16 protein-coding genes are annotated in these 15,157 nt (G+C 28.3%); 9 read left to right on the top strand and 7 right to left on the bottom strand.

The window, feature by feature from the left end:
• Positions 1-3: 3 nt before the first annotated feature.
• The 3 genes from H518_RS0105310 (at position 4) to H518_RS0105300 (ending at position 3,389) form a co-directional block, all read left to right on the top strand.
• The gene (locus H518_RS0105310) at positions 4-726 is read left to right on the top strand and encodes a hypothetical protein (RefSeq protein ID WP_028888105.1); all 723 of its coding nucleotides are present in this window, start codon (positions 4-6) and stop codon (positions 724-726) included.
• A gap of 83 nt (positions 727-809) precedes the next feature.
• Positions 810-2,183 carry a DUF1800 domain-containing protein gene (locus H518_RS0105305; protein WP_043706542.1) on the top strand — a complete coding sequence of 458 codons (1,374 nt, stop codon included), beginning with the start codon at positions 810-812 and terminating at the stop codon, positions 2,181-2,183.
• Positions 2,184-2,195: 12 nt separating this feature from the next.
• On the top strand, positions 2,196-3,389 hold the full coding sequence (locus tag H518_RS0105300; RefSeq protein WP_028888103.1) for a DUF1501 domain-containing protein: 1,194 nt from the start codon (positions 2,196-2,198) through the stop codon (positions 3,387-3,389).
• A 19-nt stretch (positions 3,390-3,408) separates the two neighbouring features.
• Here H518_RS0105300 and H518_RS19280 read toward each other — a convergent pair whose 3' ends face one another.
• Positions 3,409-5,268, bottom strand: coding sequence for a B12-binding domain-containing radical SAM protein (locus tag H518_RS19280; protein WP_043706540.1), 1,860 nt, complete (start codon positions 5,266-5,268; stop codon positions 3,409-3,411).
• 521 nt (positions 5,269-5,789) lie between these two features.
• On the opposite strand from H518_RS19280, the gene H518_RS0105290 reads away from it, so the two are divergent.
• Positions 5,790-6,899, top strand: coding sequence for a DNA alkylation repair protein (locus H518_RS0105290; RefSeq protein ID WP_028888102.1), 1,110 nt, complete (start codon positions 5,790-5,792; stop codon positions 6,897-6,899).
• Positions 6,900-7,018: 119 nt separating this feature from the next.
• Here the strand turns inward: H518_RS0105290 and H518_RS0105285 are convergent, their stop codons facing one another.
• The 5 genes from H518_RS0105285 to H518_RS0105265 form a co-directional block, all read right to left on the bottom strand.
• Entirely contained in the window at positions 7,019-7,201 is a 183-nt protein-coding gene (locus H518_RS0105285; protein ID WP_028888101.1) for a hypothetical protein, read from the bottom strand.
• 330 nt (positions 7,202-7,531) lie between these two features.
• Complete coding sequence (locus tag H518_RS0105280; protein ID WP_028888100.1) at positions 7,532-8,671, bottom strand: ATP-binding protein; 1,140 nt, start codon at positions 8,669-8,671, stop codon at positions 7,532-7,534.
• A gap of 3 nt (positions 8,672-8,674) precedes the next feature.
• Complete coding sequence (locus H518_RS0105275) at positions 8,675-9,430, bottom strand: SDR family NAD(P)-dependent oxidoreductase (RefSeq protein WP_028888099.1); 756 nt, start codon at positions 9,428-9,430, stop codon at positions 8,675-8,677.
• 130 nt (positions 9,431-9,560) lie between these two features.
• The gene (locus H518_RS0105270; protein ID WP_028888098.1) at positions 9,561-10,487 is read right to left on the bottom strand and encodes a hypothetical protein; all 927 of its coding nucleotides are present in this window, start codon (positions 10,485-10,487) and stop codon (positions 9,561-9,563) included.
• An 84-nt stretch (positions 10,488-10,571) separates the two neighbouring features.
• Positions 10,572-11,057 carry a hypothetical protein gene (locus H518_RS0105265; protein ID WP_028888097.1) on the bottom strand — a complete coding sequence of 162 codons (486 nt, stop codon included), beginning with the start codon at positions 11,055-11,057 and terminating at the stop codon, positions 10,572-10,574.
• 77 nt (positions 11,058-11,134) lie between these two features.
• Here H518_RS0105265 and H518_RS0105260 point away from each other — a divergent pair, with 77 nt between their 5' ends.
• Together H518_RS0105260 and H518_RS0105255 are read left to right on the top strand one after the other, a co-directional pair.
• Positions 11,135-12,241 carry an NAD(P)/FAD-dependent oxidoreductase gene (locus tag H518_RS0105260; protein WP_028888096.1) on the top strand — a complete coding sequence of 369 codons (1,107 nt, stop codon included), beginning with the start codon at positions 11,135-11,137 and terminating at the stop codon, positions 12,239-12,241.
• Position 12,242: 1 nt separating this feature from the next.
• The gene (locus H518_RS0105255) at positions 12,243-12,692 is read left to right on the top strand and encodes a GreA/GreB family elongation factor (RefSeq protein ID WP_028888095.1); all 450 of its coding nucleotides are present in this window, start codon (positions 12,243-12,245) and stop codon (positions 12,690-12,692) included.
• Positions 12,693-12,850: 158 nt separating this feature from the next.
• Here H518_RS0105255 and H518_RS0105250 read toward each other — a convergent pair whose 3' ends face one another.
• The gene (locus tag H518_RS0105250; RefSeq protein WP_028888094.1) at positions 12,851-13,783 is read right to left on the bottom strand and encodes an ABC transporter ATP-binding protein; all 933 of its coding nucleotides are present in this window, start codon (positions 13,781-13,783) and stop codon (positions 12,851-12,853) included.
• 176 nt (positions 13,784-13,959) lie between these two features.
• Here H518_RS0105250 and H518_RS0105245 point away from each other — a divergent pair, with 176 nt between their 5' ends.
• The 3 genes from H518_RS0105245 to H518_RS0105235 are packed head-to-tail and all read left to right on the top strand — an operon-like array spanning position 13,960 to position 15,127.
• Positions 13,960-14,490, top strand: coding sequence for an RNA polymerase sigma factor (locus tag H518_RS0105245; RefSeq protein ID WP_028888093.1), 531 nt, complete (start codon positions 13,960-13,962; stop codon positions 14,488-14,490).
• Positions 14,491-14,497: 7 nt separating this feature from the next.
• Positions 14,498-14,902 (top strand): hypothetical protein, encoded by a 405-nt coding sequence (locus H518_RS19275; protein WP_043706538.1) that lies wholly within the window; start codon positions 14,498-14,500, stop codon positions 14,900-14,902.
• Between the two features lie 6 nt (positions 14,903-14,908).
• Positions 14,909-15,127 carry a hypothetical protein gene (locus H518_RS0105235; protein WP_028888092.1) on the top strand — a complete coding sequence of 73 codons (219 nt, stop codon included), beginning with the start codon at positions 14,909-14,911 and terminating at the stop codon, positions 15,125-15,127.
• Positions 15,128-15,157 lie beyond the last annotated feature (30 nt).

Here is a 15,157-nt window from a genome sequence, read left to right as displayed (position 1 = left end):
ATTATGAATTTATTAGCAATGCATATACCATGTTGGTTAATTCCATTATTAGTTGGAGTTATTTGTGCAATATTAGGGTATTTATTAGGAAGGCTTTTCGGAAGAGAGAAAAATAAAGAAGAGCTAGATATATGGAAAAACAAAGTAACGAGCTTAGAAGAAGCTTTAGAAGAATGTGGTAAGAAAAGATCTGCTTTAGAGACCGACCTAAATACATGTAATAAGAGTAAATTAAATTTGGAAGCAGATTTAGGAGCTTGTAATAAGACAAGATTAGCTCTAGAAGCTGATTTAAATACATGTAACAAGAGTAAATTAAACTTAGAGTCTGATTTATTATTAGCAAAATCAAGTTTTACAAGTAAGGCGGCTGATGTTTCAAGTATCAAAAATGTAGCATCATCTTTTACAGAGTCACCAATCCTAATTCCTTTTGAAGCTACATTAGCAAAAGCGGTATTTGGTAAAAAAATTAAAGAGAATGACTTGAAGATTGTGGAAGGAATCGGACCAAAAATTGAAGGCTTATTTCACACTTTTGATATTAAAACATGGAAAGATTTAGGTGAGGCTTCAATAGAAAAATGCCAAGAAGTATTAAATAGCGGAGGAGATCGTTATCGAATTCATAAACCAAATACATGGCCAAAACAGGCTAAATTAGCTTACGAAGGTAAATGGGAAGAATTATTAAAATGGCAAGATGAATTAGACGGAGGAAAATAGTAATTTATTTTTTTTAATATAAGCCCTCGCAATTGCGAGGGTTCTTTTTTTAAACCTTTTATTATTTTTTAAGTCCAATTAATATGAATACAAAACACATTCAACATTTATATAACCGTATTGGTTTTGGAATTACTCCTTTTCAACTTAAAAAACTTAAAGGAAAATCTAAAAAACAAATTATTGATTCTCTTTTTCAAGAGTCAAAAAAAGTAATGCCTATTTCCATTGATATCTCTTTTGCTTTAAATTTAACAAAAGAAGATTTTAAAAATAAAAAGAGACGAAGAGAGCTGACGAAAATAAGTAAAGGAAAAATATTAGAATTAAATAAGGCTTGGTTAGAAAGACTGTATAACCCTTCAGAATTATTACGTGAAAAAATGACTCTTTTTTGGGCAAACGTTTTTGTTTGTAAAGATAAAGATATTCGTTTTTTTCAACGATATAATAACTTATTGCGATCACATTCATTAGGTAGTTTTAAAACATTCACAAAAGCTATTGCTAAAGAACCAGCAATGTTAAAGTATTTAAATAATAAGCAAAATAGAAAGAAAAGTCCGAATGAAAATTTTGCACGGGAATTGATGGAGTTGTTTACCCTTGGACAAGGAAATTATACCGAAAAAGATATTAAAGAAAGTGCGAGAGCATTTACAGGATACAATCATAATTTTTATGGGGAGTTTAAATTTAGAAAAAAACAACATGACAATGGAGAGAAAACATTTTTAGGTAAAACAGGATATTTTGATGGAGATGATATTATTGATATTATTTTAAAACAAAAACAATGTGCTCGTTTTATATGTGAAAAAATATATCGTTATTTTGTAAATAACACAATTAATTCTAATCATATAGATGAAATGGTTTCGAAGTTTTATTCAAATTATAACATTGAAGAATTAATGCATTTTGTATTGAGTTCAGATTGGTTTTATGCTGAAGAAAATATAGGTGTGAAAATAAAATCGCCAATTGAATTTCTAGTAGGAATGCATACTATAGTTCCGTTTTCAATAGAAAAAAACAAACAAAGTTTGTTTATTCAAAAATTATTAGGACAAGTATTATTAAATCCACCAAATGTTGCTGGGTGGAAAGGAGGGAGGACATGGATTGATAGTAATACCATTGTTACTCGATTGCGACTAGCATCTGTATTGTTAAATAATGCAGAAATTACTTATTCCGACAAAGGAGAATTAGAAGAAGATGTAAAAGATTTTAGTGAGAAAAAATTAAGAAGAAGAACTTTTATAAAAGTAGCAGCAGATTGGAAGGTTTTTGAAAATAATTATCCAACAAAAACTAATAAAGAATTAATTGATCAGGTTATTAAGAGTCCTATAAATAAAGGAACTTTAGAATTACTAGAGAATAGCGAGTTTGTTTCAAAAAGAGATTTTTGTGTGCAGTTACTATCGTTACCAGAATATCAATTATGTTAAAAAGTAAAAGAAATGGATAGAAGAAATTTTATAAAAAGAACATCATTAGCGTCTGGAGGATTATTTTTTGTTCCTCAGTTTGTAAAGGCCTTTGAACAAAATGCTCAACAATTATTTAGTAATAAAAAAATTGTAATCATTCAATTAAAAGGAGGTAATGATGGTTTAAATACGGTTGTTCCTTTTAGAAATGATATTTATTATCGAAAAAGAAGTGGAATTGCAATTCCGAAGAATAAATTATTACAATTAAATGATGAGGTTGGTTTACATGCAAGTTTGGCCCCGTTACAAAAATTGTATGATAAAGGTTATGTAAGTATTATTAACAATGTAGGATACCCAAATCCGAATCGTTCACATTTTCGTTCGACAGATATTTGGCAAACAGCAAGTGATAGTAATGAGTATTTACAAAGTGGTTGGGTAGGTCGTTTTTTAGATGAAACAAAATCAAAGCCTTATAAAGCAATAGAGGTAGACGAAAGCTTGTCTTTAATGCTAAAAGGAGCGCTTCAAAACGGATTAGCAGTAACGAATCCTAAATTGTTTTACGAGTCGTTAAAACAACCATTTTTTAATGATGTTTTAAATCATTACAATGATACTCATTTAAGCGAACACAACTTAGGTTATTTATATAATACAATGATTGATGCAAAATCATCTGCAAAACATATTTATGAGAAAAGAAAAACAACAACCTCTAAAGCAAAGTATCCTAAAAACGTGTTTGGAAAACAATTAAAAACGATTGGAGAGTTTATAAATTCAGGATTAGAAACTCAAGTGTATTATGCAGCTTTAAGCGGATTTGACACCCATGTAAATCAAAAAAATAAGCAAGCACGCTTATTAGAGTTATATGCTGATAGCATGGAGGTTTTTGTAAATGATTTAGAGAAAAACAATACTCTTAAAGATACATTGATTATTACTTTTTCTGAATTTGGCCGTAGGGTGCAACAAAATGCTGCAAATGGTACCGATCATGGTACAGCGAACAATGTTTTTGTAATAAGTAAAAATCTAAAAAAACAAGGAATGTATAATGATTTAGCCGACTTACAAAATTTAGATGCCAATGGTGATTTAAAGCACGAAATTGATTTTAGAGAAATCTATGCAACATTATTAGGTAAATGGCTTAAGGTTGATGATGCTAAAATATTAAACAAACAATTTTCTAAGTTGAATTTTGTGTAAATAAGAGTTAAACAAAAAACTACACAGTCAAAAAACCTTCTATTAAATTAGTTTGTTGGGTTGTTTTAGGTATTTTAAAATCGAAGTATTTATGTAAAGGAATTTCAAATCCTTTGTAATTTAAGTAATTGTTTAAAGCGGTATTTAATCCTTCGCTATATAAATGATGTTCAGCACCTGTAGGATCTTCGTGATACAAATCATTCTCTGCAAAACCTTTAAATTCGGGACCTGTAATGTTAATTGAAAATTCATCAGGGTTTTTACCAACGGGGCTATGACTAGTACAAGCAAACATATGCCAAAAAGCAGATTGAATACAATTGTTTTGAAATAACTGACGAACAACCTCTAAAGAATCAATAGTCTCTTGCGCTGTTTCTGTAGGGAAACCAAACATTAAATAAGCATGTACCATAATGTTTTCATCAGCAAAAGCTCTGGTAACTCTAGCAACTTGACCAATATCTACTCCTTTTTTCATTTTCGCTAATAACCTATCAGAAGCAACTTCCAAACCACCAGTAACAGCAATACAGCCAGATTTTGATAATAAAGAACAAAGTTCAGGTGTAAATGTTTTTTCGAATCGAATGTTGGTCCACCAAGTAATATAAACCTTTCTTTCTAGTAGCTTATTTGCTAGAGCTCTCAACATTTTCGGCGGCGCAGCTTCATCAACAAAATGAAAACCTGTAATACCAGTTTCTGATATTATTTTTTCAATTTTATTTACTAAATCATCTGCTGTCGTATTTTGATAATTTCCTATATAATCTAAAGTAACATCACAAAAAGAACACTGTTTCCAATAGCACCCATGAGAAATGGTTAGTTTATTCCATTTACCATCAGACCACATTCTGTGCATCGGATTCATTACATCTAAAAAAGATAAATATTTATTTGTTGGAAGCCCTAAATAACTAGGAGCAGGTAAGTTTTTATGATGGAATATAGTGTTTGGTATTTTATTGGTATAAACGACCTTGTTATTTTTACAAATGAAAGTTCTTTCTAAAGAATCTTCATTTATTTTACCGTCTAAAAATTTAGTAATTTTTAATAAAGGTCCCTCACCATCATCTAAGGTAATAAAATCTATAAAATCGAAAATTCGAGGATCAGACAAGCGTCTTAATTCTGTATTACAATAGCCACCACCCATAGCAGTTTTTATATTAGGATATTGCTTTTTTATAAACTGAGCACATCGTAATGCAGAAAATAAATTACCAGGAAAAGGAACTGTAAAACAGATTAAATCATACGTATCTTGTTGTAATTTTTCATCTAACAAATACAACATTTCATCTTCTATTAATGTAGTTTCATATTGTAAAAACTCATCAATAGTATCGAAACTAGAGGCAGATCTTCCTAGTTGTTCAGCATAGCGTGTAAAAGAGAAAAATTCATCAACATTGGCATTTATAAAATCACCTAACTCCTCAACAAATAATGTAGCAATGTGTTTGGCTTTGTCTAAAATCCCTAATTTTCCGAATTCGGTAGTTAAATCTTTATTTAGTTTATTACGCCTATGGCCATGTGGTAAATAATCTTTATGTACCATCTGATACGCAGCAGTAACTTCTTGCACACGTAAATAATTCATTACAGAATCTACTTTATTTATATATTCTTGCTTTTGTTTATAAACCAATGGAAAATCGCTATTACCAAGCATTTCAGCTTGCTTAAAAATAGCATCTATAAATTCTTTGGTAAACACTGCGGTAAACAACTCAATACTTAAATCCATTTGTGTTGCTTTTACATTTTTAGATTCTAAAAAACCTTTAATGTATGCCGTTGCAGGATACGCTGTATTTAATTGTGTAAAAGGAGGTGTTATTAAAAGCGTGTTTATAGCCATATAAAAAATAAATAAAGCACAAAGATACTTTTTAAGATAGTACTATTTAGCTGATTTATTAAAACTGTTTTAACGTTTATAAAATATATCATTTTAAATATTTTTTATACTCTTAATTAAATGCGCATATTTTTTTTTGCGTTATTTTTAATATAACCCTGTTTTAAGTAGTAAAATGAAAAAAGATTTATGATTTTTGACTTGTGTTTATTTTTGGTAAGTTATAAACAATAGTTAAAAGAAAGTGTGGTGGCACAAGAGAATGATTGAAATGAGACTAACAACAATTCCGGTTTTATTGAGTGGTGTTCTTCTTTACTTTCTAAGCTTTTAAACGAATTAAAATTTGAACTGATTAGAACAAAAATTTATTTGAATCAAGTAATACAAAATCATTACAAACGAAAGAAACAAAACATGAAATTGTCAAAGCTTGTGTTAAAATAAAAACTAATTTTACTCGTAACTAACGGTTGTGCGAGACTGTTGTGTATAATACAAAGAAACTACTATAGAAAATAATGGCAGAACTATTTAAAAATATTTACAATCAAAAATTCTTTGATTCTTTTGTTAACACATTAATACAAGTAAAATCTGACTTTGATAAAAAGTCATTTTTAAAATGTATTTATGATAATAAATGGGAGAATCGAGAATTAAAACAACGAATGAGACATATCTCAATTGTGTTAAAAAATCATTTGTCTGAAAATTTTGATGAAAACATAGATACAATTTTAAGGTTAATCCATCAATTAGAAAAAAATGGAATTAAGGAAAATAGTATTGAATTTATGTTTCTTCCAGATTTTATTGAGTTATATGGTTTAGAAAATTATACTAAATCTATAGAAACATTTGAACAAATAACGCAATTTACAAGTTGTGAATTTGCTGTTAGACCATTTATCATAAAATATGAAGTTGAAATGATAAAACAAATGTATATATGGTCAAAGCATAAACACACAATGGTTAGGAGGCTTGCTACAGAAGGTTGTAGGCCAAGGTTACCTTGGGCGATGGCTATTCCTTCGTTAAAAAACAACCCTGCTCCAATTATTCCTATTCTTGAACGGTTAAAAGATGATAAATCAGAAAGTGTAAGAAGAAGTGTAGCAAATAATTTAAACGATATTTCAAAAGATAACCCAAATATGGTTATTAGACTTGTTAAAAGTTGGCAAGGAAAAACAGCAGAAGTAGATTGGGTAATTAAACACGCTTGTAGAACACTTTTAAAACAAGGAGATTTAGATGTTCTGAAATTATTTGGATTTGGTTCTGTTGAAAAATTCAAAATTAATAATCTAGAAATTATTACACCTAAAGTTAAAATAGGAACATTTTTAGAATTTACATTTGAACTTAAAAACACAAATAGCTCACCTTCAAAAGTAAGGTTAGAATATGGACTTTATTACCAAAAAGCAAATGGGAGTTTATCAAAGAAAGTGTTTAAAATAAGTGAAAAGGAGTATCTAAAAAATTCATCAACAATAATTAATCGTAAACAATCTTTTAAGGTAATTACAACCCGAAAATTTCACCTAGGGAAACATCAATTATCAATAATTATTAATGGGAAAGAGTTTGAAAAAAATGATTTTGAACTGATTAAAGCATAGTATTTCTGTATTTAATAATACGTATACAAGCAAGAATATAAATTATGTTTTAATATGAAAAAAATGATAGTCAATATTTAAAAAATACTGACCATCATTAACGTATTATGTTCTAAAGATTAACAAGAACAATGAGACCAATCTATACCATACTCCTCTAATTGATGTTGTATGTAATAATTTCTATTGCTCCAACTACTTCTGCAAAAGTCGGTACAATCAAAAAATATTCTTCCTCCTTTAATTTCTTGTTGATCTTTTTTGTTTAACTTTTTTCCAAGGTTTAAAATTTGTTTTTTCATAATAATAATAATTTCAATTGATTAAACCCTTGAACAATTTAAAGACATTCAAGGTTTATGTCTATCTTCTCGCGAAAGAACTCTTTCAAATATAATTAATAATATATTATTAATCAATTTGTTATGTTTTTTTGAGAGTAAAAATTTATAGAGAATAAAAATTGAACCTAGCAGTATTTTATGTAATGTTCACATAAGTATTGCTCTTAAATGGAATTGAAAAAAGAGTTATTTAATTATGAGGAAAACTAATTTTGATGCGCATATAAGATTTTCAAAGATTTAATAAAAACCATTCGCTCAAGGTCTTAATTAGATTTCATAGTTATTTTAACTATACCTAACTTTACGTATAACACGTATTGCTTCTTTGTATTTTATATAAGTAGTTTTGTTTTCTAAACTTTTAATGTAGTTTTTTGCTTTTTTTAATTGTTGTGGAGCTTCTAAAAACCCGTTTAAATAACATATTAAATAGGAGGTAGGTAACTTGTAAACATTTTCACTCTCTGTTACCGAAAGCACTTTGTTACTCAATATTTTGGTAATAATACGATTGTTATTATCGTAAATGTGATTTAAAATAGTAGGGTTGTATATAGGTGCTTTAAACAAAAATTCGGTAACAATATCGTGTTTTCCATTACCTTTAAAATGAATAATTGTTTTTTCTAGCGGATAATGTTTTTTGCTTTCATCAATACCTAAAACAATGTATTCGGTAATTATAAACGATTGTTCGTTGTAGGTAATTTGCACATCATCTAAAGCAGAAAAAAACAAACGAACTTGTTCATTTATCAATTCAATATCTACTCTAGTATAAAATACCTCATTGTTAATTAGTTTTTTTTTACCTGCCCAACACAATACAAACTGTTCGTTAAATACTTTGTATTGTGGATTGTACTCAGGTTTGTGATTATTTATAAAATCAAAAACGCCATCGAGGGTTAATTTTATATTATTGCTAGCATTTTTTTCAATTGCAGCTACAATAGCAGTATTTACATCATTTAATTTAAAATTACCTTCAGAAGGCATTGAATTACTTCCTCTGCGAAAAAAAATAGTGTTTTTACGGTATTTCCAATTGTTTTTTAAAAGTGATGTAATTTGACTATTAGGATAAATAGTAACCAAACCTATTACTTTATGACGAGGTAAACGCGGAAAAGGAACATTTTCATATTCAATTTTTGGAGGATTGTTTAAGTAAGCGTTTATTAAGTTCTGAATTTTACTATCATCATAAAAATCGACTCCTAAAATCTTATTTTCTTCATCTTCAACCCCAATAATAATGTATGAGTTGTTATTGGGGTTTGAGTTAGATAGAGCACAAACGTGTTTTATAAACTTAGCCTTTCCTTCTTTTGAATTTAAGGAAAGCTTTTGTTTTTTATCATAAAAACTATTCTCATTGTTATGAGAAAGTAGGTTTTTAATTAAAAGACGTTTGTTTATCACTAATTATATATTTTTATTCAGAATAGTTGCTGTAGCTTGTGCGGTAGGGTAAACAACTAAATCTTCAATATTTACATGATAAGGTCTGCTAATAACAAAGTAAATAATATCAGCAATATCTTCAGGTTGCAATGCTTTATATCCTTGGTACACAGTTTTTGCTTTATCTGTATCTCCTTTAAAACGAACATCTGAAAATTCAGTTTCTACTAATCCTGGATGAATAGCAGAAACTCTAATATTATGTTTGTTTAAATCAATACGCATTCCTTTATTTAAAGCGTTTACAGCAAACTTTGAAGCGCAATATACATTTCCGTTAGGATACACGTCTTTACCTGCAATAGATCCAATATTAAGAATAAATCCGTTGTTTCTATCAACCATTTGAGGTATGATTGCTTTTGAAACATATAATAAACCTTTTACGTTTCCATCAATCATTGCATCCCAATCATCAATACTTCCTTCTTGAATACTACTTAAGCCATGTGCATTACCAGCATTATTAATAAGAATATCAATATGTTTAAATGCATCAGGTAAGTTGCCAATGGCTTCTTGTACTTGTTCTTTATAACGAACATCAAATTGTAATGTATGTACTTTTGTTAAGGCTGATAGCTCTTGTTTGAGTTCTTGTAGTTTTTCGGTGCGCCTTCCACAAATAATAAGGTTAATGTTGTTTTTAGCAAAAATACGAGCGGTTTCTTTACCAATACCCGAAGTTGCTCCTGTAATTAAAGCGGTTTGTTGCATTTTTATTTTTTTCTATAAAGGTAAAATATTTTACGTTAAGCAAATATTATAAAAAAGAAAAACCGCTCTACTTCTAGAGCGGTATCTTTTAGTTGGTAACTACTCCAACCAAAAATCAACTAACCAAACTTTATTTTAAATATTTTCTATCAACGGTTTTACGTTGTATTTTAGTACGTTTTCTACCGTTATTCCTTACAGTAGTTTTTGTAATACTTTTATTTTTAGCTTTTAAATATTGTACAAATCCTCTACCAGAAAAAGTGTACGTTGTTTCAGAACTTATATGAAAGAGTTTAATCTTTCCATCATTTATAACGCTCAATTCAAACTCTTCAGTATCTCCACCATCATAATTAAGTGTTAAAAATTTTAAGTCGTTATAACCTGAAATATTTGCTACTTCATAACCCCCTATATATTCCCAATTCAGGTAATCAATATTCGTGCCAAAAGCGTCATGAGATGAACGAAATGTTACATCATTCTCAGGTGTAAACTGTAAAAAATGTTCTTCATCAAAAGGATTTGGAGTACCATCTACTTCATTGGTTTTTTCCCAAGCAACGTATTCTTGTAAAAAGTATTCTATATTTTCATAAAATAATTTATCGTAATCAAAATTATTTGTTTGATACCCTATTAAATAATAACTTACATTTTGAGAGAGATCATCTATTCTAATTTCATTATTACTTAATTGAATCACTTCAAAATTATAATTACCATTAAGATCATGATCAGTTTCTAAAACTGTCTGATTTGTGTCATAATAACCAACAGCAATTCCTAAACCATTTCCTGTTTTTCCTATATCAGTAATATTGTTATTAGCATACATGGTTCCATTTAAAAAAGAAACGGTAAATGCTTTAGATAAAAAAGGAACTTCACCTGAACCTTCTGTTCTATGATAATCAATATACCATAAATCATAACTCGATACATATTCGTTTAATGAAAAATCGTTGCCGTCAATTATTTCATTCTGAACTACACACGATGTTAACGTTATACTTGCAGTAATAAATAAGAATAGTAATTTTAGACGTTTCATAAGCTGTTATATTATGGTTATACTTATGTAGTTTTCAAAATACGTGCCAAAAACAAAAAACACCTTTTTAAAAGGTGTTTTTTGTTAGTTTTGAGGTTTTGAAGAGGGCATAAAAATCTTTCTTTCTTTTTTTATATTTTCTATTTTATAGTAAAGAGTTTTAGTATCTATTTTATAAGAAACGATAGCTTCATTTTCTTTTAATTCAAAAGGGAATTTTTCTTGTTTCTTAGCTGTATTTCCGTATTCTTTTTTAGGGTCTGCATTTAAAACTAAATCAGCTTTATTGTTGTTAGTTGAGGTTTTATAACGAGCAGCAATGTAGTTTTTACTTTGTTTTTCTTCAATAACAGCTGTAACTATTCTGTTTTGGAAATAAACATTTTTAAAATCGATACTTTTGTTTGCAGAAAATTCAATCATTAAATTAAGACTACTATTACCAGGTAAACCACCTGTAATATGAGAGTAAGAGGCAGACTTTATAGTAAAAGGAGGAGTTGTTTCTAGTTTAATGCTTGCACACTGAGTAAAGCTAAGGGCAAAAATTAAGATTCCGAATAGTTTCATAAGTTTACTTTATATTGTTTAATTTTAGATATTCAAGCAATGTGCCAGTTTACAAATATAGTTAGTTTTTTATGATGTTGAATTACAGTTATTGGGAGTTAAAAGAATGGTTTACGAATGTTGATTTTACTATTGTTGGTAGTGGAATTGTAGGTTTAAATTGTGCTTTAGCATTAAAACACACACATCCAAAAGCAAAAATAGTAGTTTTAGAGAAAGGAATATTACCACAGGGAGCTAGTACTAAAAACGCAGGATTTGCGTGTTTTGGTAGCTTGTCTGAATTAATTGATGACTTAAAAACACATACTGAAGAAGAGGTTTATAACTTAGTAGAAAAGCGATGGAAAGGTTTAGAATTGCTAAGAAAAACATTAGGAGATGAAAATATTGATTTTCAACAAAACAAAGGGTATGAATTATTTAATGATTCAAGCCTTTATGAAGCTTGTTTGTCTCAAAAAACAGCGGTTAATAAACTTTTAAAACCGTTATTTAAAGCAGCTGTTTTTAAAGATGATACTAATTTTTTTAAATTTAATAATATACATCAAAATTATATTACTAATCAATTTGAAGGTCAGATAAATACGGGTAAAATGGCTGCAAAGTTACTAGAGTTAACGCAATCGTTAGGTATAAAAATTATTAATAACATTCTGGTAGATGAGTATTTAGATAGTAACGAAAAGGTTATTATTAAAACGAATCAAATAACATTTTCTACAAAAAAATTATGTATTGCAACAAATGGATTTGCAAATGAATTACTTAACGAAAATGTAAAACCAGCAAGAGCACAGGTATTAATTACAAAACCAATTAAAAACTTAGCTATAAAAGGTACTTTTCATTTAGATAAAGGATATTATTACTTTAGAAATATTGATAATAGAATTTTGTTTGGTGGTGGTAGAAATTTAGATTTTAAAACCGAGGAGACATCAGAATTCGGAGAAACTGCTTTAATTCAAAATAAATTAGAAGAAATTTTAAAAAACACGATTTTACCTAATACGGATTTTGAAATTGACCATAGATGGAGTGGTATTATGGGGGTTGGAAGCCAGAAAAAAGCAATTGTAAAACAATTGTCAAACAATGTGTTTTGTGGAGTTCGTTTAGGCGGTATGGGAGTTGCAATTGGTAGTTTAGTAGGCAAAGAATTAGCAGAATTAATTTAAGATGATGGTAAAAGAAGAGTTGTATAAACAATGTGTTACTTATGTAAACAATCGTTTACAAACGATTGAAGAAATAATTTCATCAAATCAAAAAGCGTTACAGTCTGAAACAAAAAGTTCGGCAGGAGATAAGCATGAAACAGGGCGTGCAATGTTACAATTGGAAATGGAGAAAGCAGGGCAACAGCTTAATGGAGTTGTAAAAATGAAAGAAACTCTTTCTAAAATTAATTTAAAAAGAAGTTCTGAGATTGCACACATAGGATGTGTTATAAAAACAACAAAAGCCTCATTTTTTTTAAGTATCAGTGCAGGGCAACTAATTGTTAATAATGAAAATTACTTTGCTATTTCAGTTTCTTCACCAATAGGAAGAGTATTGTTAGGTAAAAAAGAAGGAGATACTTTTGTTTTTAATATGATAAAACAAACAATAAAGGAAATTTTTTAATTAAAAAGGTAGGGTATAGTTTAAGGTAACTGTTTAATACTTGTGAAGATTGTTATGCCCTTCATGAAGAGGAAGACATATAATGCACTTTTATCATTCCAGATAGAAGTGCTTTTTTTATATAGAATTAGTTTGTGAGTAAAAAAAGGGCGTATGTTTTAAATTGTTTTATTAAATTTTAATGAAACAATTTCTTTTGTATTAATAATGAATGGGTGCTTTAAAAAAATTACTTGATTATTATATTCAGCTTCAATCAACCAATAATCACCTCTAAAATAGCTGTTTTTAACAAGTGCTTTTTCATTAGAATTTTGAATAATTTTTATTTGATGTGGATATAATAATACTTGCGTTCTATTTATTATAATTTCATTTACATCATCAAACAAAGAAGCAATGTATTTTTCTTTAGGGTTTTTATATAAGTTTTCTGGTGTGTCTTCAGAAATTACCTGATTATTCTTAATAACAATCATTTTATTTGCAAATGAAAGTGCATCACCACCATCATGAGTAGCTACAATACAAGCAATATTTTTCTTTTTTAAATAGGTGAATAAGTTTCTACGTAATGAGTTTTTTTTAAAATTATCTATCTGGCTAAAAGGTTCGTCTAATAATAACAATTCAGGTTCTTTTGCCAAAGCACGAGCAATGGCAACACGTTGTTTTTGTCCACCACTTAAATTTTTAACTTTTTCATTCGCAAAATTGGTCATTTCAATAACCTCTAATAATTCGGTTGTTCTTTTTTGTGCTTCTTCAGGATAAAATCGAGATAAGAATTTTTTAATATTTTCACTTACAGAAGTAAAAGGCATTAAATCGAAATCTTGAGCAACATATTTAAAAAAATCCATTCCAGGTACTAAGTAATGTGCAGGACCTAAAATTTGAAAGTCATTCCAAAATAACGTTCCTTCATTTAAATCTAATAGCCCATAAATGGCTTTTAATAATGTAGATTTCCCACAACCACTTTCTCCCATAATACATAAATTCTCGCCTTTTTGTAAGGTGAAATTTATATTTTTTAATACTGATTTGTTAGTATTGTAAGAAAAAGAAACGTTGTTAACTTTTAGCATGCAGCAAAAATAAGTAAAGTCGTAAAATAATGCATCTTAATATTGAAGGATGATTTTTAATATTTTAGAGGCTTATATGTTCATTTTTAAATTTATTTTATAAAAAACAGAAAAAAATGCAATAGGATTATAAATACTACGTCTTTATAATTGAAGAGCGATTAAAAAGCTTGTAAATGAACCATAAATCAGAAAATAATAAAAAATTAAAAGCTTTTTTTGATAAAGAATATCATGTTCTTAAATCTTATGTTGGATCAAAAATAAAACAAAGTATTAATCAAGATGCAGAAGATATTATTCAAGATGTTGCACTTAAATTGTTTTCAGGAGTAAATGGATATTCTCCTATAAATAATGTAGCAGGTTTCGTATACCGATCATTAAGAAACAAAATTATTGATAGGATGAGGAAAAATAAATATAGTGAATCTAATAAAGATGTTGATGAACTAAAGTTAGGAGAGCTTACAGAGGTTTTGTATGAAACTTCGGGTGAAATTTATTCTGATTCAATGAAGGAAGAGATTAAATTAAGGATGATGAATTTAAAACCTATTTATAAAGAAATAATTTTAGCAATAGATTTTGGAGGGTACACTTATAATGAATTATCAGAAGAATCTGGAGTACCGATAGGAACATTAATGTCGAGAAGGCATAGAGCATTAGGAATTTTACTAAAAAAAATAGAATATAAAAAATAGAAATAAAATGGAAAATTTATTTAAAGAAAGAGTTAAAGGTGAGTCTTTAGGGGTGTTTGTTGGAAGAATAGTTTTTGGGGTTATAGCTGTAATTGGATTAGCTGTACTGTTTGGGTATGTAATTATGTGGTTATGGAATACTTTAATGCCAGAAATTTTTTGTTTACCAACTATTAGTTATTGGCAAGCGGTAGGATTGTTTATTTTATCTAAAATTTTACTTAGCTCTAGTGGATGTGGAGGGAAGCAAAAATCAGATTGTTCCTCAAAAAAGTATGATAAGAAGAAGTTTAAAAACAAATTTTCTGATTGGCAACATTATGAAAAATTTTGGAAAGAAGAAGGTAGTGAAGCGTATGAGAAGTTTGTAGAACAAATAAATGAAAATACTAGTACAGATATTAAAGAGTAATAAATTATGAAATTATTTATTTACGGTACAAATATAGATACAGAAGATAAAGTAAGGTCTATTTATAGGTTATTTAACCAAGATAATAACATTATAAACGTGTCAATAGATCTTGAAGATATTGATAATGTTTTACGAATTGAGACTACAGATTTTATTAATGAATATGATATTATTACCAAAGTTGAAAAAGATGGCTTTAATTGTATAGCACTGAATGATTAAAAAGAAAGAGTATAAAAAAAACCGACACAT

It is taken from the genome of Tenacibaculum ovolyticum DSM 18103 (assembly GCF_000430545.1).
Lineage (GTDB): Bacteria > Bacteroidota > Bacteroidia > Flavobacteriales > Flavobacteriaceae > Polaribacter > Polaribacter ovolyticus.
Note: the sequence above shows the minus strand (reverse complement) of the source record. Positions and strands in the feature narration are given on the sequence as shown.